This window comes from Streptococcus sp. 2_1_36FAA, assembly GCF_000161955.2.
Lineage (GTDB): Bacteria > Bacillota > Bacilli > Lactobacillales > Streptococcaceae > Streptococcus > Streptococcus gordonii.
This window is the reverse complement of sequence record NZ_KI391974.1, coordinates 340,824-360,042: the sequence shown is the minus strand read 5'-3', so window position 1 is coordinate 360,042 and position 19,219 is coordinate 340,824. Positions and strand designations below refer to the sequence as shown.

17 protein-coding genes are annotated in these 19,219 nt (G+C 38.5%); 14 read left to right on the top strand and 3 right to left on the bottom strand.

The features are described from left to right. Positions 1-3: 3 nt before the first annotated feature. From HMPREF0847_RS04165 to HMPREF0847_RS04135, 7 genes are all read left to right on the top strand, one after another. Entirely contained in the window at positions 4-492 is a 489-nt protein-coding gene (locus HMPREF0847_RS04165) for a prolyl-tRNA synthetase associated domain-containing protein (protein ID WP_008808943.1), read from the top strand. A gap of 52 nt (positions 493-544) precedes the next feature. Then, on the top strand, positions 545-868 hold the full coding sequence (locus HMPREF0847_RS04160; RefSeq protein ID WP_008808942.1) for a TfoX/Sxy family protein: 324 nt from the start codon (positions 545-547) through the stop codon (positions 866-868). A 160-nt stretch (positions 869-1,028) separates the two neighbouring features. Further along, entirely contained in the window at positions 1,029-1,478 is a 450-nt protein-coding gene (locus HMPREF0847_RS04155; RefSeq protein ID WP_008808941.1) for a MarR family transcriptional regulator, read from the top strand. Positions 1,479-1,652: 174 nt separating this feature from the next. After that, positions 1,653-2,645, top strand: a complete 993-nt coding sequence (locus HMPREF0847_RS04150) for a zinc-binding alcohol dehydrogenase family protein (protein ID WP_008808940.1) — start codon at positions 1,653-1,655, stop codon at positions 2,643-2,645. Further along, positions 2,614-2,928 (top strand): rhodanese-like domain-containing protein, encoded by a 315-nt coding sequence (locus HMPREF0847_RS04145; RefSeq protein ID WP_080512850.1) that lies wholly within the window; start codon positions 2,614-2,616, stop codon positions 2,926-2,928. Before HMPREF0847_RS04150 ends, HMPREF0847_RS04145 begins: the two co-directional genes overlap by 32 nt. A gap of 116 nt (positions 2,929-3,044) precedes the next feature. After that, complete coding sequence (gene ldcB, locus HMPREF0847_RS04140) at positions 3,045-3,791, top strand: LD-carboxypeptidase LdcB/DacB (protein WP_008808938.1); 747 nt, start codon at positions 3,045-3,047, stop codon at positions 3,789-3,791. 60 nt (positions 3,792-3,851) lie between these two features. Continuing rightward, positions 3,852-4,142 carry an AraC family ligand binding domain-containing protein gene (locus HMPREF0847_RS04135; protein WP_008808937.1) on the top strand — a complete coding sequence of 97 codons (291 nt, stop codon included), beginning with the start codon at positions 3,852-3,854 and terminating at the stop codon, positions 4,140-4,142. Between the two features lie 83 nt (positions 4,143-4,225). Here the strand turns inward: HMPREF0847_RS04135 and HMPREF0847_RS04130 are convergent, their stop codons facing one another. Beyond that, on the bottom strand, positions 4,226-5,098 hold the full coding sequence (locus HMPREF0847_RS04130) for an N-acetylmuramoyl-L-alanine amidase family protein (RefSeq protein WP_008808936.1): 873 nt from the start codon (positions 5,096-5,098) through the stop codon (positions 4,226-4,228). 802 nt (positions 5,099-5,900) lie between these two features. On the opposite strand from HMPREF0847_RS04130, the gene HMPREF0847_RS04125 reads away from it, so the two are divergent. Together HMPREF0847_RS04125 and HMPREF0847_RS04120 are read left to right on the top strand one after the other, a co-directional pair. Next, entirely contained in the window at positions 5,901-7,889 is a 1,989-nt protein-coding gene (locus HMPREF0847_RS04125; RefSeq protein ID WP_008808935.1) for a cell wall protein, read from the top strand. A gap of 222 nt (positions 7,890-8,111) precedes the next feature. Then, positions 8,112-9,539 carry a CAP domain-containing protein gene (locus HMPREF0847_RS04120; RefSeq protein WP_008808934.1) on the top strand — a complete coding sequence of 476 codons (1,428 nt, stop codon included), beginning with the start codon at positions 8,112-8,114 and terminating at the stop codon, positions 9,537-9,539. A gap of 154 nt (positions 9,540-9,693) precedes the next feature. On the opposite strand, the gene HMPREF0847_RS04115 is transcribed toward HMPREF0847_RS04120, so the two are convergent. Further along, complete coding sequence (locus HMPREF0847_RS04115; RefSeq protein WP_002895374.1) at positions 9,694-9,936, bottom strand: type B 50S ribosomal protein L31; 243 nt, start codon at positions 9,934-9,936, stop codon at positions 9,694-9,696. A gap of 98 nt (positions 9,937-10,034) precedes the next feature. Beyond that, a complete protein-coding gene (locus HMPREF0847_RS04110) occupies positions 10,035-10,979 on the bottom strand; it encodes a DHH family phosphoesterase (protein ID WP_008808932.1) in 945 nt (314 codons plus the stop codon). A 116-nt stretch (positions 10,980-11,095) separates the two neighbouring features. Here HMPREF0847_RS04110 and HMPREF0847_RS04105 point away from each other — a divergent pair, with 116 nt between their 5' ends. From HMPREF0847_RS04105 to HMPREF0847_RS04085, 5 genes are all read left to right on the top strand, one after another. After that, positions 11,096-11,539 (top strand): flavodoxin, encoded by a 444-nt coding sequence (locus HMPREF0847_RS04105; protein ID WP_008808931.1) that lies wholly within the window; start codon positions 11,096-11,098, stop codon positions 11,537-11,539. A 150-nt stretch (positions 11,540-11,689) separates the two neighbouring features. Then, positions 11,690-12,856: an AI-2E family transporter gene (locus HMPREF0847_RS04100; RefSeq protein ID WP_008808930.1), complete on the top strand. Its 1,167-nt coding sequence runs from the start codon at positions 11,690-11,692 to the stop codon at positions 12,854-12,856. Beyond that, the gene (locus HMPREF0847_RS04095; protein ID WP_020992664.1) at positions 12,846-14,081 is read left to right on the top strand and encodes a tetratricopeptide repeat protein; all 1,236 of its coding nucleotides are present in this window, start codon (positions 12,846-12,848) and stop codon (positions 14,079-14,081) included. Before HMPREF0847_RS04100 ends, HMPREF0847_RS04095 begins: the two co-directional genes overlap by 11 nt. A 120-nt stretch (positions 14,082-14,201) precedes the next feature. Then, positions 14,202-14,921, top strand: a complete 720-nt coding sequence (gene budA / locus HMPREF0847_RS04090; protein ID WP_008808928.1) for an acetolactate decarboxylase — start codon at positions 14,202-14,204, stop codon at positions 14,919-14,921. Between the two features lie 319 nt (positions 14,922-15,240). Next, on the top strand, positions 15,241-19,219 hold a 3,979-nt coding region (locus HMPREF0847_RS04085), incomplete at its 3' end, for a CshA/CshB family fibrillar adhesin-related protein (protein ID WP_020992663.1).

Here is a 19,219-nt window from a genome sequence, read left to right as displayed (position 1 = left end):
ACTATGGATGCATATCAACAAGTGGCTAACAAGTTGCAAGAGTTGGGGATCACTTTTGATGTGGTGGAGCACCCACCTGCATTTACGACAGAGCAGGCGGATAGCTATATTGAAGGCATGGAAGGCGTTCGGACTAAGACCATGTTTTTGACCAACAAGAAGAAAACCCAGTATTATCTTCTGATTATGGATGACAAGAAAAATCTGGATATGGACCTATTTAAAGAGCTAGTTTCAGCCAACCGTATTCGCATGGCTTCAGCGGATTCCCTCTATGAAAAAATGCAGTTGTCACCAGGAACGGTATCACCTTTTGGCCTGCTTAACAATGAGGAGAAGGACATTCAAGTTTATTTTGATAAGGACATTGTATCAGAGGATATCATGACTTTCCATCCCAATACCAATGAAAAGACCATCTTTGTCTCTACAATAGATTTGTTTAAGTTCCTGCAAGATTTGGGATATTCTTATGAAATCTTAGAGCTTTAGTCAGCTTTTTCTGAGATTGCGGACTATTTAAAACAGAAGAGGAGGGCAGAAGATGGCCTCAAGCAAAGAATATTTGTTCTTCATTTTGGAGCAGTTATCTGATTTAGATGAGATCAGCTATCGGGCTATGATGGGGGAGTATATTATTTATTACAAAGGGAAAATAGTCGGTGGCATCTATGATGATCAGCTCTTGATCAAACCAGTCAAAGCGGCTCAGAAATATATGTCTGAAGCTGTGTTGGTGTCTCCTTACCCAGGTGCTAAAGAAATGCTACTGGTAGACAATTTGGACAGTAAAGACTACCTAACCACCTTATTTAAAGCTATGTTTGATGAGCTTCCCGCCCCAAAAGCTAAAAGAAAAAATAAGTAGTAATAAACCAGTTTCTGATCAAACTAGTTTTTTGTCATAATGAAATGCTTCTTAACAGGATTGTAAGTGTTTTACAGTGGAAACTAAATCTTTGACAGCTATTATTCTATTTAATATAATTAGAAAATAGTTCTATATCGTAGATTATAAAGGAGGAAAAATGACGAAACAGGTTAACTGTGGTTTTTATATCGGGAAGATCCACAGATTATCCAACCGACTCATGAATCGGATATTACTGGACCAAGAGATTCAGGATTTTAATGGTGAACAAGGACGGATTCTTCATGCTTTGTGGCAGCAAGATCGACTGAGCCAAACGCAACTAGCAAATAAGACAGGTCTTACACTCAATACTCTAACCAAGATGTTAGAGCGGATGATGGAGATGAATCTAGTTGAACGTTGTCCCCATGAAAAGGATAAGCGAAAGAAAGTCATTTGTTTGACTGATCATGCTAAGAGTTTGAAAGATGATTATGATCGAATTTCTAAGGAAATGACAGAGATCATATATCAAGATTTTTCTCCAAAAGAAGCAAAAGATTTTGAATCTTGTCTTGAAAAAATTCTGCTCAATTTGGAGAGAGTAGAAAAAGAAGAAGTATGAGTGAGCCTATAGTATTATCTTGAATTTAAAAATATTTTGCTTCAGTTGGGATGCATTCAAATATAAAATACCTTCTATTGACTCTTACAGCTTTTGATTTCCATCATGAGCATTGTCGGTTGAGTTAAGTCTAAGTTTGATTAGTTACACTATCCAAAAAAGGGAGGTGATCCTATGAAAAAAATGAGAGCTATTGTTATTTATGAGCCGGGAGGACCAGAAAAACTTCTATTAGAAGAAAGACCCATTCCTGAATTACGAGAAGGATGGACTTTAGTTAAGGTTAGAGGATTTGGAATAAACCATTCAGAAATCTTTACACGGCAAGGCTTGTCACCTAGTGTTAGCTTCCCTAGAATTTTAGGTATTGAATGTGTTGGCCAGGTGGCTGAGACGACTCGGACAGATTTAGAGATTGGTCAGAAAGTAGTTTCCATCATGGGAGAAATGGGGCGAGCTTACGATGGTTCATATGCTGAGTACGTTCTCCTGCCAAATGGTCAGGTTTATCCTATCGAAACCAGTTTGTCTTGGGCTGAGTTAGCTGCAGTTCCTGAAACCTATTATACAGCTCTTGGCTCTTTAAAAAATTTGCATATTAAGCCCGAAGATAAGATTTTAGTCCGTGCGGCAACCAGCGGTGTTGGTCTAGCGTTTGCTCGCCTTGCCAAGGCTCAGTTTCCTGATGTTCATATCGTTGGTTCGGTTCGAAGTGGCTCTAAACAATTTTTACTTAAGCATCAAGCTTATGATGACATTGTTATTGATCAAGATGGTCGTTTGGAGACTGAGGAGCAGTTCGATAAAATTCTAGAGTTGGTAGGTCCATTGACTATTAAGGATTCATTTGATCATATTGCTCCGGGCGGAATTATCTGCGTAACTGGTCTCTTAGGGGGACAGTGGGAGCTAGAAGGCTTTAACCCAATTGAAGAAATAAAGAATAATAGTTTTATGACGACTTTTCATTCAGCTCAAGTCAACCAAGAATTGATGGATGAGTTGTTTGATTATATAGACCGATACCAGGTAGATGTTTCCCCGAGGCGCGTTTTTTCCTTGGAAGAAGTGCCCGAAGCACATGCATATATTGAAGGGAAGACAGGTTTTGGTAAGGTTGTAATTATCAATGAAAATAAAAAGGAGAAGTATGATGAAAAAGATTAGTGCGAAAGAATTACAAGATCTTTTACAGACTGAAAAGATTGAATTGATTGATGTTCGTGAAGTAGATGAGTTTGCGAATGGGCATGTAGCTGGCGCTCGCAATTTGCCTCTTAGTGGCCTAGCAGAAAACTATCTCAGTCTAGATAAGACGATTTCCTATCATGTCATCTGTCAAAAAGGAGGTCGGTCTGCCCGGGCATGTGAATTTTTGGAAGGCCAAGGTTATCAAGTGACCAATGTAGAGGGCGGAGTCGAAGCTTATCCAGATGAATTGACGCAATAGAAATTTTGAGAAGACCACTAAAATTCATTGAATTTTTGGTGGTCTTTTTGTAGAATGTAGGTAAGAATTTCTCTTGTTTTATATGTCTTGTGAATGGAGGATCTTTTCCTATGAAAATGAAAACAATAGCTTATTTATTGCTTGGCTTCTCTGCCTTTACATTAGTTGCTTGTTCACTTGATAAGAAAGCTAAGGAAAGTTCTAAGACGTCAGGATCAACTTCTGTTCAAAAGAAAGAGCAATCTTCTGTCAATCAGCAAATAGAAAATCAAGCAGAAGATAAGAAAACAAATAAAAAACAAAAGGATGCAGAGCTTTCTTATAACGGAAGTTATTATAGTCTACAAGGAAAGTATGAGGAGATCCTGATTGTAAATAAAAAGTACCCCCTCTCTTCTCATTACAATCCTGGAGAAAATCCCACTGCCAAGGCAGCCTTACTCAAGTTGATTGCGGACATGAAAGCCGCTGGTTATGCTGTAAGTGACCAATACAGTGGCTTTCGTAGTTATGATACTCAGCTGGAACTTTACCAAAATTATGTCAATCGAGATGGAAAGGAGGCTGCCGATCGTTATTCAGCCAGACCTGGATACAGTGAACACCAGTCTGGTTTAGCCTTTGACCTGATTGATACAGAAGGAAATCTGCTGGAAGAACCCGGTGCCAGTCAGTGGCTTTTGGATAATGCCTCCAATTATGGATTCATTGTGCGCTTCTTAAAAGGTAAGGAAACTTCAACAGGCTATATGGCAGAAAGCTGGCATCTGCGTTATATTGGACAAGAAGCTAAGGAGATTGCTGATTCAGGTAAATCATTAGAAGAATACTTTGGTATTACCGGAGGAGATTATCAAGATTGATCGAATGTGGCTTCGTCTTTTCTATAGGTCATTATAAAATAAAACAAGGAGGACAAATTTATGAAATTTTACAAAATTGATCCATCAATTGATGTTGTTGAGACACCCGTTGAAGAAAGAGGTCGTTTGATCCGTCATCTTCATTTGGCAAAAGGAAAACAGATTCCTGAACATAAGGCTGATGCATTAGTGACAGTAGTTTGCTTGGAAGGCAAGGTGAATTTTACTGCTTTAGGAGAAACTGTTCAAATGCTTCCAGGAACTTTTCTTACAATGGAACCCAATGAACTGCACAGTTTATATGGTGTGGAAGAAAGCCATGTCCTAGTCATTCAGCAATTGATTTATTAAAAACAAAAAAGTCTGATGTAAAACATCAGACTTTTTTTATCGAGTTCTAAGGTGGATTAAATAAAGAGAAGTGGATCTTCTAGTTATGGATTGGTAGTTACAAGACCTTGTTCATTAAAGGTATATTGTTTGCCATTGATTAGAAGAGTTTCACTGTGAGCCATTTTCCCATCTTCTTTAAGGTAATACGAACCTTGCCAAGCATTTGAGAGCATGGATCCATCTTCAGTTGCAAAGTAATACCATTCGTCAGCGATCTGTTGCCAACCAGTTAACATTTCCCCGTTTACTGGATTAAGATAATAAGATTTTCCGGCATCTCCTATTTGGTGAAGTCCTGTTAGCATATAGCCATCAATCGGTTGAAAATAATACCATTTTCCTTGAATATTTTGCCAGCCTGTGAGCATGCTTCCGTCTGTTGGATTAAAATAATACCAGGCTGGTCCTTCATGGTTACCAGCACCTGTTAATTGTTGCCATCCAGTCTGCATATCCCCATTTTTATCATGGAAATAATAACATTCACCGTTTTCACCCACCTGCTGGACTCCAGTTAGCATATAACCTTCAGCAGGATCAAGATAGTACCACTTGCCTTTAATATTCTGCCATCCAGTTTTCATATCTCCGTTTTCTGGGTCGAAATAATACCAAGATCTTTCTTTGTAGTATCCAAAACCATCTAACTCTTGCCAGCCAGTCAGCATATAGCCGTTGACGTTGAAGAAATAATACCTTCCATTAATTTGTTGCCATTGATTTCTGGGAAAACTACTATCTGGATATTTGTACCACCAACCCTTCTTATCTTTAATCCACTGTCCATCTGTGTGATTAGTGATTTGCGGTCGAATCTGTTGGGCTTGAACAGAAATACCATCTTGTGTCACCAAAGTTGTTAATAGACCAACTAGCAATAGAAGCTGTACAAGGAATAGCGTGCGACGTTTCATTTTTTCCTCCTTCAAAGGTTTCAGCTGGAGTGAAATAAAAATTTCACAGAGAGAAGTGTTACTGCAGTTAAGATAACATATTTTCTTTTATTCTTCAAACAAACAGAAATGTCTAATTTATTCAAGCATATTTATTATTTGCATTTGTAAGCAAAAATAAACGAGTCTATCTAGATAGCCTTAAAATAAGCATTTATAAGAATGTAATATTCTTCTATTTTAGATAAATATTTAAAATAACGAATCTTTCAAAAATTAGTGATATATTAAAAGCATATTTTATTTCATGTATAAAACAAAAATAAACACTGTTTTATAGCTATAATACCTTTTAGTATGAAATAGCTTCACTAATCAAACTATAAAAGCGCTTACTATTTTAATTACAAATAAAATTTAGGATTATCTCTTAAAAAATCAGAAAATTGCATGTAAAATAAAACAAAAACGAACATAGATAAAAAATAGAATTACATTAAGAACAATATTGAAAAAAATAATTTTGAAAATAAGAACAAATTTCTTGCTTTGCCTAAATTTTTGTGTTATAGTTTAGGTCGATGTGAAATATGCATAAAAAAGAATTTTTTAGCAATATAGATGTCGGGCGAATTTTCTCATCTGTCAAATTATTTGTCTCAAAAGTTTACGTGAAACTGACTGATTAAAATATGATTGATGTTGATCTAAAGATTTTATGTCCAAGATGTCTTATTTACTGAAGAATTATTTTTTGTCATGGCACGTCTAAAATATAAGATCATTTTAAAAGATAAATGAATGATTTTGGAGGTTTATTATAATGTCGAAACGTTTAAGATTTTTATCTTGTTCAGTCTTAGCTGCAGCAGCAGTGATTCCAGCTTTTTCTGGAAATACTGTTCAGGCCGCTGACTACTATGGTTATAGTTCTCGCTATAGTAACTTATACCAACCAGGTGTTAATTACTGGAATACTGGCTTCACAAGTCGCCGTAATACAGTAACTAACAGCCGTACTAGTCGTCATAGCAGTCGTCGTAACTCTCGTTACAACAACTACAGCTATGGTTACAATAACTATGGCTACGGATATGGCTATGGCTATGGTTACAATAACTACTATTTAGGTTCTAATATTTGGGATTATTACTATCCAAATTACAACTACAATAACTATGGTTACAATGGTTGGAACAACTACAACAACCTAGTAAACGATGAAAACTATATCTACTGGAATGGTAATCACTACTACCGTATGAACGATGGTAGCTACCGTATTTACCGTGACGGTGAATGGAAACCATTGACAAACAATAGCAACAACAACTCATCATCTAACAATTTGGAAAACGATCCTCATTACCGTTATGAAAATGGCTACCATTACTATGTATTAGAAAATGGTGACTATTACTATTACCAAGATGGTAAATGGGTATTGGTTAAGACTTCAACAAACAATTCAACGACTCCATCACCTCAAGCTCAGCCGGAAACTCCAAGTACAGAACAACCAGCTGAAGATCCAAAACCAGCACAACCTGCAGAGGATCCAAAACCAGAAGTTCCAACCCCAACTCCAGCACAACCTGAGGCTCCAACTCCAGCACCTAGCGATAAGCCTGAAGAGCCTACTACACCTGCTGAACCAAAACCAGAACAACCAACAACTCCAAGTGTTGATTTACCAGAAAATCCGCCAATTAACGGTGCTGATAGTGAGTTTGATCCATTTAATCCAAAACCAGCACAACCAGCAGAAGATCCAAAACCAGCGCAACCAGATCAACCAGCAACACCTGGAAATTCAGGTTTGGTGACAACTGATGAACCTAGTGAAAACCAAATCCCTGATTATGTTGAAAAACCAGCAGAAGGACTTGAGCACTTGGCATGGGCACCAAATGGGCAAACTCCTAAATTGGTTTACCCACCAGGAAAACCAGGTGATAAAGCCCTTAAGAATGATAAAAACTACTACTTCGATGGTAGCACACATTACTACTATGTACCATCTAACTCAGACCGTACAGGTTATTCAGCATATTGGAAGTGGATTGGACAAAAATGGAAACTTCAAGGTATGACAGATCCAAACGATCCAGGTATTGATCCAAAACTTCACAAAAATACTGCTGACGATGAGTACATGTACAGTGATCAAAACTCTAGCGTGAAACTCTACTCAACAAACTTGGTAACTACTGCCAAAGCTGGTCAACCATTGCCATTCAAGAACGTTGAAGAGTTCAAGAAATACGTTATCGAAAAAATGAATCCTAAATTCCTTGATAACGCTGGATGGGATGCTAAAGCTGAGTGGGAAATCGAAGATGCAGATATCTTTGAAAAGACTAAAGAAAACCCATATGCTAAGGACTATGTCTTGATTGCAAACCTCAAGAGTGGTGTTGAGGACAAGAAATACAGTGACGTAGAATTTGGTTATGTGAAGTTTGTTTACCGTGTTGAAGCGACAAACGATACAAACTATGACTATGTTTCAAAAGCGAAAGAAGCTTTCGCTAAAATCAATGAAACTCGTAAAGCTCAAGGTTTGAAAGAGTTGACTTGGTCAGAAGACATTTATCAAAACCAAGCACTTCCGAAAGTAAACGAAATTTCACGTCAATACGATAGCGCTGGCTTTGTCGGACGTCGTGATGAAGATGCAGCTACTGTCGTTAAGAAATGGGCGAACAGTGGTTTGAGAGAATTGCTTCTTGATCCAAACGTAACTGAAGGAGCTGTAGCGACAGTCGTAGATGGAAACGGTGTATACTACTGGACTTACAACTACAAATAATCAATCTTTTCCTAATGATTTCACTTAATTAACTAGAAAATCCCTTAAGATCAAATTCTTAAGGGATTTTTGTTCTAAACCTTTAGTAGTATATATGCAAAAAACACAAAAAAAATAGGATAATATTTATGTTTTTGTTTGACTAAGAGATTAGATGGGGATAAAATATTATATAGAGGAGGAGTAGACTATCATTGTTTTTATTACAAAGGAGTATAAGTAATGAAATCAAAAAGAAAGTATCTATCGAGAGTGATGCTGTTTAGTTCTGCCTTAGTATTAGCTTTTCTTGCTACAAATACTGCTCAGGCAGAGGAACATAATGACGTATTTTATTCTCGCTATCGTCCAGGATTTAACTATTATAATCCGCGAGTCAGAAATAACTATAATTACGGTCGATACCCTGGTTATTACAATCCATGGTATAACTATAATGTCTTTTATTGGAATGGAAATTACTACTATAAAAACCAAAACGGAGACTATTATGTCTACAAGAATGGTAGGTGGGAACTCTATTACCAAGATGGCTTTAATAAACTGAAGAATGATCCGCATTATCGTTATGAAAATGGCTATCACTATTATGTGTTGGATGATGGTTCATACTATTACTATGAAAATGGTAAGTGGGTTTATGTTAAGAAAGCAGCAGATCCAACTCCAGAACCAGATCCGACTCCAGATCCTAAGCCAGATCCTGAAACACCTAAGCCAGAGAAGCCTGATTGGGCACCAAATCCAAATATAGATTATAGTAAATTGCCAAAACCTCTCTACAGACCTGATGACCCTCGGATGAAGAATGATCCTCGCTTTGTAGATGATAACGGCACCTATTATTACCGAGTCCATCTTGGAGACGAAAACCCTGATGGTATCGATGGATATTACAAGTGGATGGGCGACCGCTGGAAACTATTTAATGGAACGGATCCAGACGATCCGGCTCTTGATCCAAATAATCATTCTAATCCAAAGGACGATGAATATAATTATGATGATAATGCTTCTACAGTTAAACTATACTCAGAGAATCTAGTTGGTACTGGTAAAGCAGGAGATCCTCTTCCATTCAAGAGCAAGGAAGAATTCATCTCTTATGTTCAGCAACATCTGGCACCAAAAATGATAGATAATGCAGGCTATGACTGTAAGGTTACATATGAACTTGAAGAAGAAGATGTCTTTAATCAAGCAGTGGATCATGCTTGGGCTAGAGATTACGTTTTGACAGCATATTTGACAAGTAGCGTCAAAGGATATGAAAAGACAGAATTTGGCCATGTGAAGTTTATTTATCGTGTGGAAAAAACTGAAAACTCAAACTTCCCTAATATTGATAAGGCTAAAGCTGCTTTTGCAAAATTAAATGCGGAACGTAGAAGACTTGGCTTACAAGAACTAACATGGTCTGATGAACTTTATAACAATCAATCTTTACCAACAGCTCAGAAACTTTCTGTCAATTATGATAGTAGCGCTGGTATCACCTTCCGTCGAGAAGAAAATGCTGAAGTAGTTGCTAACAAATGGCTAAACTCAGGAAATAGAGAATTGATTCTAAATCCTGATGCCAAAGAAGGTGCAGTTGCCTGTGTACAAGCAGGTGATGGTACATATTATTGGGTGTTTAATTATAAATAAAATAAATGAATATAATGGTCTATTCCTTTAACCGAGAACTTCCTCCATCTTTTAGATGGAGGAAGTTTTATATTGCTAAAAGCAAAACAAAAACCACTTCCGATTAATCGGAAGTGGCTTGAATTCAATAATCGAATGTATTGAATAGATGTTCTTATTTGAGACCGTATTTTTTGTTGAAACGATCCACACGTCCATCTGCTTGAGTGAACTTTTGACGTCCAGTATAGAATGGGTGTGAGTCTGATGAAATTTCAACACGGATCAATGGGTAAGTTTCCCCTTCGAATTCAACTGTTTCGTTTGAACGCTTAGTTGAACCACTAAGGAATTGGTAACCAGTTGAAGTATCCATGAAGACAACAGGACGGTATTCTGGGTGAATATCTTTTCTCATTTTAAAAAATTTCCTTTCTGCCATGGTCTCTTTGCGAGCCATAGATTAGTTACTTTGATAGTTTATCAAATTTCATTTGCTTTGACAAGCCTTTTCGCTCATTTTCTTTGCTTTTTGGCTAATTCTTTTAATTCTTGGAAGATTTCTTCATTTTCTTCTAGTGAATAGGAGTTGGCGCCACTAGCTAAGGGATGTCCTCCGCCATGATGATTTTTTGCGACTTCATTGATTGGAATGAATTTGCTGCGCAATCGTACACGGAAATGACCGCTTTCTTGTTCAACAAAGATTCCCCACAACTTGACGTCCTCAATTCGACCAGGAGTTGCGACAATATCTGCAGTTTCAGCATCTGTCAGTTGGTGCGCTTTTAGTAAATCCTGAGTGATGATGACACGTGCAGCACCATTTTCATCAAGTTCAAGATGATCGTAAACATAGCCTTGAAGCTTGGCAACTTTATAGCTGAAAGAGTCCATTTTCCGAGCCAGCGTAGCAAAATCAAAGGGATATTCCCTTAATTGACTAGCGACTTGTAAAGTCCGAGCGGTAGTAGCAGGGTAAAGAAAACGTCCCGTGTCACCAGTAATTCCAGCGTAGAGGAGTTTAGCGATATATGCATCCATTTTTAGGTGATTGTCTAAAGCGAATAAAGAAATTAGTTCGCAGGTGCTACTTGAATTGGTATCAACCCACGCTAAATCACCATAAACGTCGTCATTAGGATGATGGTCTATCTTAATCAAAAAGGATCCATTTGGATAACGTTTATCATCAATTCGAGCTGTATTAGCAGTGTCGCATACGATAACCAAGGAGTTTTCATAATCTTGATCTGAGACATCGTCCATCTGGGCTAGCCAGGTTAAACTTGGTTCATCGTATCCAGTTACTTTAACTATTTTTTCAGGGAAATTTAGCTGAAGGAGCTTTTGTAAGCCGACTTGGCTACCTAAAGCATCAGGGTCCGGATTTACATGGCGATGAATAATAATCGTTTTATATTCCTTTATCTTTTGTAAGATTTGATGTTGAATTGTCATAGAAAAAATTGTTCCTTCTTGCTTAGAGTTATTGTTTAATTGTAACACAAGATTTCTATTTTTAAAATGAAAAATATGTGCTATAATTATCAATAGAAGATATTTTGGAGGAAACTATGGCTTTAGCAAAAATTGTATTTGCAAGTATGACAGGTAATACAGAAGAAATCGCTGATATCGTTGCTGATAAGTTAAGAGATTTAGGTTTAGATGTTGATGTTGATGAGTGTACGACAGTTGATGCTTCAGATTTTCTAGAAGCAGACATTGCTATTGTGGCGACCTATACGTACGGTGATGGAGAATTACCTGACGAAATCATGGATTTCTATGAAGACTTGGCTGATTTGGATTTATCTGATAAGATTTATGGTGTCGTTGGCTCAGGTGATACTTTCTACGACGAATTCTGTAAAGCAGTAGATGACTTTGATGCTGTTTTCGTTTCAACTGGTGCAACAAAAGGTGCTGAAAATGTTAAGGTTGATTTAGCAGCAGAAGAAGATGATATTGAAAATCTGGAGAATTTCGCTGCTAGCTTAGCTGCAAAAGTAAGCTAAGATATTTCCTAAAAAGTATAGAATAGTCAAAAGACGGAATATATGGGAAGGAAGAGAGGATTTGTTGTTCTCTCTTTTTTTCTTTAGTTTCATCGGGAGTTTTTCTGTAAAAAATGCTACAATAAGAAGATAAAAGAAAAGGAGAGAAGGATGGAACCTAAAGAAAAAGAATTTAGCATGAGTTGGTTTTTTAGATGGTTTTTGGATAATAAAGCCATTACGGTTTTCTTAGTTTGTTTATTGATTGGACTCAATCTCTTGGTCTTGAGTAAAATTAGTTTTGTTTTCACCCCTATTATTGAGTTTATTTCGGTTATTATGTTACCAGTGATTCTGGCAGGTTTGCTCTATTATTTGCTCAATCCTCTGGTAGACATGATGGAAAAGCGGAAGATCAATCGTTTAGTAGCTATTACGATTGTTTTTGTATTGATTACTGTGCTTTTGATTTGGGGTTTGGCAGTTGTCATTCCAAACCTTCAGACTCAGATTGTTAGCTTTTTTAGGAACATGCCTGCTTATCTCAAGCAATCTAAAAAAATAATTGATGATTTACTGGATAGCCGCTTGTCTGAAGAGTTTCGTCCACAGATTGAGCAAGTTACGGATAATATTTCTTCTCAATTAACTACTTGGGCAAGTAACTTTTCTGCTCGGGCAGTTAACTGGGCAAGTAACTTTGTCAGTGCTGCTTCTCAAGTTATTGTTGCTGTCATTATTATGCCTTTCATTCTATTCTACCTCCTTCGAGATGGGAAAAATTTGAAAGGCTATGTAACTCAGTTCCTACCTAAGAAATTACGTGAGCCGGTTGGTCAAGTTTTGTCTGAAGTGAATAGTCAGTTAGCTAATTATGTTCGCGGACAGATAACTGTTGCAATCATTGTTGCCTTTATGTTTATGATTCTCTTTAAGATTATTGGCCTGCGCTATGGAGTGACCTTAGCAGTCGTGGCCGGTGTTCTCAACTTGGTTCCGTATTTAGGAAGTTTTTTAGCTATGTTACCAGCGCTTGTTTTGGGACTGATTGCGGGACCTGTTATGCTCTTGAAAGTTATCATTGTCTTTATTGTGGAGCAAACAATAGAAGGACGTTTTGTCTCTCCTCTTATTTTAGGTAGTCAATTAAGTATTCATCCGATTACTATTCTCTTTGTACTCTTAACATCTGGATCAATGTTTGGAATTTGGGGTGTCTTATTGGGAATTCCAGTCTACGCTTCTGCAAAAGTGGTGATTACAGCTATCTTTAAGTGGTACAAAGTAGTGAGTGGTTTGTATGATGATGAAGTAGAGGAAGAAGTAAGTGAAAAATAGTGAGAAAATGCTGTCTGCCATTGAGGCTCAGGATTTAGTGCAAGCAGAACAGTGGTTTGAAAAAGCCTTGTTAGAGGATAGTGATTCTATCTTATTGGACCTAGCAGAATATTTAGAAAGTATCGGCTTCTTTTTACAAGCCAAGCGTATCTATAATAAACTGGCTCCCCTTTATCCGCAGGTTAATCTAAATTTGGCAGCTATTGCCAGTGAAGATGGAGACTTAGAGGAAGCTTTTGGCTACTTGGAAGAAGTCAGATCGAACGATCCGTGGTATGTCAATGCTCTTTTGATTAAGGCAGATTTATACCAGATGGAAGGTCTGCCTGATGTAGCGCGTGAGAAACTAGTTGAAGCCAGTCAATTAAGTGACGATCCTATCATTACCTTTGGAATGGCTGAAATAGATTTCGAATTAGGCAATTTCACACAGGCGATCAAGGAATATGCCAGTCTTGATAATCGGACAATTTATGAGCAGACAGGGATCTCAACCTACCAGAGAATAGGGGTGAGCTATGCTAGCTTAGGAAAGTTTGAAGCTGCCATTGAATTTCTTCAAAAGGCTATCGAATTAGAATATGACGAATCTGCAGTATTTGAATTGGCCGTGATCCTTTACGATCAAGAAGACTATCAGAAGGCGAATCTCTATTTCAAGCAATTGGACACTCTTTCACCGGATTTCGAAGGTTATGAATATATCTATGCACTGTCTCTTCATGCAGACCATCAAGCTGAGGAGGCTCTATTCATGGCTCAGCAAGGTTTGAATAAAAATCCGTTTGATAGCCAGCTAGCACTATTAGCCTCGCAAGTTTCCTATGAACTTCATGATACTGAAAAAGCAGAGAGCTATCTATTAGATGCCTGGGATAATGCTGATGATTTAGAAGAGCTAGCTCTGCGCCTGACTAACCTTTATCTAGAACAGGAGAGATATGAAGATATTCTTGCTTTGGAGGATCAGGATTGGGATAATGTGTTGACTCGATGGAACATAGCTCGAAGTTATCAGGCTTTGGAGAACATAGAAAAAGCTCGAGAGCTCTATGGAGAATTGCATAGGGATTTGAGAGATAATCCAGAATTTTTGGAAGAATACATTTACCTGTTGAGAGAATGTGGCGAGCTTGAAAGAGCCAAACAAGAAGCTCAGCACTATTTGAGTCTGGTGCCAGATGACAGTGCAATGCAAGAATTTTATGATAGCCTAGACTGTTAAATTTTTTATAATTAATTGTAAAAGCATATCATCTAGATATGTTTTTTTGCAATTATAAAATTTTGTGTTATACTAATTTTGCTTTATAAGAGAAGATGAAAGAAGAGTAGAGGATTAAAAATGTTTGAACCAGTTAAATTATTTCAATATAATACTTTGGGTGCATTGATGTCTGGTCTTTATGGTGGGACAATGACGATTGGTGAGTTGCTTCACTATGGTGATTTAGGTATAGGTACTTTGGATTCTATTGACGGCGAGCTGATTGTTTTAGATGGTAAGGCTTATCAAGCTAAGGGATCTGGAGAAGTGCCAGAAGTAGTTGAGGTGGATCCGTCAGAGAAGGTTCCTTATGCAGCGGTAGTCCCTCACAAGGCAGAGGTGATTTTCCGCCAGCGTTTTGAAATGAATGATAAGGAGCTGGAGGAGAGAATTGAGTCCTATTATGATGGGGAAAATCTTTTTCGTTCCATCAAGATTCATGGCGACTTTTCTCATATGCGAGTTCGCATGATTCCTAAGTCAACGTCAGACCGAAAGTTTGCAGAAGTTGCTGTTAACCAACCTGAATACAGCAAGGAAAATGTAACTGGGACAATCGTTGGTATCTGGACACCAGAGATTTTTCATGGAGTCAGCTTAGCAGGTTATCATCTTCATTTTGTATCAGACGATTTAAGCTTCGGTGGACATGTCATGGACTTTGTAATCAAAGAGGGTATTGTTGAACTTGGAGCAATTGACCAGTTAGATCAACGTTTCCCTGTTCAGGATCGTGACTATCTATTTGCCAAATTCAATATGGATGAAATGAAAGAAGATATTGATCAAGTAGAATAATAAGATAAATTCCTTGGCCAGCAGCCTAAATTTAGGTTAGTTTGGTCAGGGCTTTTATTTTGTAAGATAAAGGAGAATAATAGGGATTTAATCAATGCGATTTTATAGATCAAGTAAGTAAATTGTATCAATTCATTTCTAATGTTCATACTGTCAAGTATAGGCTAGACAATTTCTTTTTATAATGGTCTGTAATATATAATGTTTGCTGAGCCCTTTCAAAGTATCGAAAATCTAATTTTTTAGTGTATTTATATAGCCAAACAGAAAAAAATGCTGTATAATAGCTTGGAATATAATTAATAGTTAGGAGATCATTATGGGAAAAGATTTGTTTAATCCACACCTGCGTAAGTTTTCTATTCGAAAACTAAACATTGGTGTTTGTTCTGTGCTCTTGTCAACCTTGATTCTTTTGGGGGCGGCAAGTCAGGTTAGCGCTGATGAAACAAGTGCTTCTAATGTCCAAAATGAGGTCGCTCGAACCGACCTTGCTGAACCATCATCAACTGCTACAGCACCAGTAGTTTCTGAAGCTTCACAAAATTCAGGAACTACTTTAGCAACTACAGTTACTGAGGCACCACAATCAGTTGAGAATACTGCACCTACAAACTCAGCTCCAGAGTCTAATGAGAAACCAAAGGACGAGCAGCCAGTAGCTTCTGAAACACCTCAGCCTTCAGCTGAGAAGCCAATTGCCCCTGCAGAGGTTAAGCCTGCAGAGAATGCTAATCCAGTTTCAACTGTAGCTAGCTCAGAAGCTGTAAGTACTTCAACAGCTACAGAACAACCAGTAGCGATTAGGGAAGCTACACAACCTACACGTTCTCGTCGAGCACGTCGAGACGCTACACCTACAGGTTTACGAGATGGCGATCCAAATAATACTATTGAAAAACCAACTTTAGCGGATTCTGAAAAGAAGAGACCAGCAGACCTAGTGAAACAGATCAACTGGCTAGATTTTGGTGATTCTCAGGCGTTTAGAAATCTTGATACCGACGGCTCTCTTAAAGTAGGTAGTGTGTATGAGAAAGAAATTTCTCCGGGCTATGTAGTTAAATTAACAGTTACAGAACTAAAACCATTTCATTCTACAGAGATTTATCGTAACCGTGTAGCAGGCACTCAGTATGAAAATAGTTATGATCCTGATGCCAAAAACACATGGTTTAGATACGTGCCTGCGGACTATAATCGACAAGTTAAAGAAGGCGATTCTGCACGACCAAAAATCATTGGTGCTCCTATGAACCAATGGACATCTCTACGTGAACAGGGGATTGATACTAATGGCCGTAAGACTCAGTTACAAGTACCTAAAAATGGTGCTAGCTATGGTGTGAAGTTTAAGGTCGAAGCAACTTACCTTAACAAGCCAGTTAAAGCAACCGTCGTTATGGCGGATGGTGAAGAAGCTAACCCAGGTGAATATGCTATCTTTACTACAAATGGGCAAGGCTGGGAGCATCTAGCAGAATGGAAACGTGTTTCTCCAAGCGGTAAAGTAATTACCGAAACTTATGCGCCTATGAATCCTAACAGACTTGGTCAGTATATTGGTGATAACGCGACTACTCCAACAATTGACTGGACTAAATTTACAAATCCTGATCAAAGAACGGGTGGTTTAGGTTCACAAGTCTTTGGTCCTAACACTTCGAAGGATCATACAGTACCAATTGTGATGACTCGTGAAGCATCAGAGGTAGGTATTTATATTGCATCTTCTGGTCAGCAAGCTGCTATGATTGGTTTCATGGTTGTAGATACTGGGGATGCGCCTGAAAGCTATGGAAATGCAGTTCATGCTATTTCTGGTTACAATGCTGCTACGGGAGCACAAAATCCACAACCATATCTTGGTCGGAAGCCTGCGGATATTGATACAACTTCAGGAAACGATTGGACTCACGATGATAGCACTGATCACGCTGATGAAGGGATTGATCAGCTTTTACCATCAGATTTAGTTGGTAAGACTCATGACTTGTTCCAAGCAGATCGTCTTCGTGATGGTGATTATTCGCTTCGTTTCCATGCTTCAGCTAATGGAAATGAAAAAGCCTATGTTCGAGCTTGGATTGATTTTAACAATAACGGGAAATTTGACGAGAACGAAGCCAGTGAGTTTACTGAAGTCACTTCTGAAGGAGACTACACAGTTACTTTCAGAAATCATGCTCCAATGAATGACGACTCAGTCAAGAAGTTAGGGATGCGTGTTCGTATTGCCTTGAATCAAGGTGATATCGAGAAGCCTACCGGTACAGCCTTCAGTGGTGAAGTTGAAGACTTACAAGTCAACCTTACATACCCACCAAAGGGTGAGAAGAAGGAAACCAAGGGCTTACGCGATCAACAACAACAAGCAAGCCTACACTTCACATCTCGTGGTTATTCTAAAGAAGACGAGAATGCTAGAACAACGATTGATACTAATAAGGCGCCTGTTGTTTTAGATAATAATGGACGTGAATTAACGGCAGATGCAGAAGGTTGGTATACAACTGCAGAAGGCCGTTACAAAGTGACGCCAAATGGTGATAATGTCGATGTTGTTTTTGTTCCAAATGCTGGATACGTAGGGACTACATCAGGTATTAACATCCGTCGCTTTGATAGCAACGGTGCAAGCACTGAATGGACTGCAAAAAATAATTCAGAGCCTGTTGTCAATCAGCCACTAAATTCTATGGATGCTCGTTATGTTCCTACAGTAGTTGATTACACTGAACATCGTTCAACTGATGCCCAAGGTTTAGCGCAAGTAAAAGACATCTCATTTACAGATGGTAATCCAGCCAACACACCGGTTCAACCATCTGCAAGTAATCCTGCTACTTTCTTGGATGGAAATGGAGATCCTATCTCAGGAACTAGTATTCCTGCAACATCAGGTGGGAAAGAGGTTGGTACCTTCAACTTAGATCCAACTACAGGTCGAGTAACCTTTACCCCAAATAAATCATTTGTAGGAACTGTTGATCCGATTAAATTAAAAGTAAATGATGCAAGTGGTAATGATCACTTTGCAACTTATCAACCAACTGTTACCCGAGTTGTTCCAACATCTCAAAACGCAAGTTCTGAAGGTATTCAAGGGGCAGAACAATCTGGGAACTTGGTCTTTACTCCAGGTGATAACCGTGTTCCAATTGATGAATCAATTGCGCCAACCTTTGACAACGGTCAATCGACAAAAGAGGTTCCTGGTGTTGGAACTTATAAGGTGGATAGTACAGGCCGCGTTACATTCCAACCAGTTTCTGGATACTCTGGACGCCCAACTGCAGAAACCGTTAAGCGTGTAGATAAGAACGGAACAGAAGTAACAGCTACTTACCAAGCAGATGTTAAGGCAGCAACTCCAACAGGGCAAGGAGCAGAAACTACTGGACTCCAAGGTCAAAAGCAAGATAGCCACCTCACCTTTACCCCTGGTCAAGCAACTATCAATGGACAAAATGAGACTGTACCATTTGCACCAGAAGGTCCACAATTTGTGGTTAATGGACAAGTTCAACAAGGTAACAGCTTACCAGTACATGATGCTAGCGGTAAACTTCAAGGAACCTATACTGTTCAACCGAATGGGGATATTAGCTTCCAACCAGCACCTGATTTCTATGGTACACCAACTCCTGCAACTCTTCGTGTGACAGATAAGAATGGTTCTACTGCTGAAGCTGTTTATCAACCTACAGTGACTAAAGTCACTCCAACAAGTACAAATGATACCTCAACTGGTCTGCAAGGACAGCCACAAAGCGGTAAGCCAACCTTTACAGCAGGTGATCCAGCAGTTCCACTAGATGATACGAAACCATTGACTTTCGAAGATGGTCAGTCAACTAAGACTGTTTCGGGTGTAGGTGTGTACGCTATTAACTCTGATGGATCTATTACCTTTACGCCTGACAAACAGTACGTTGGCACTCCAGATCCAGTCACCGTGAAACGAGTGGATAAGAATGGTACAGAAGTCACTGCGACTTATACGCCAACAGTGACTAAGGTAACACCAACTTCAACGGATGCCACTTCAAATGGTATCCAAGGTCAACCGCAAAAAGGTACCCCAACCTTCACAGAAGGTAATCCATTGGTTCCAATTGATGATACGAAACCAATGACCTTCGAAGATGGTCAGTCAACGAAGACTGTTCCGGGTGTAGGTGAATACAGCATCAATCCAGATGGCTCTATTACCTTTACGCCAGACAAACAATATGTTGGTACACCAGATCCAGTCACAGTGAAACGAGTGGATAAGAATGGTACAGAAGTTACCG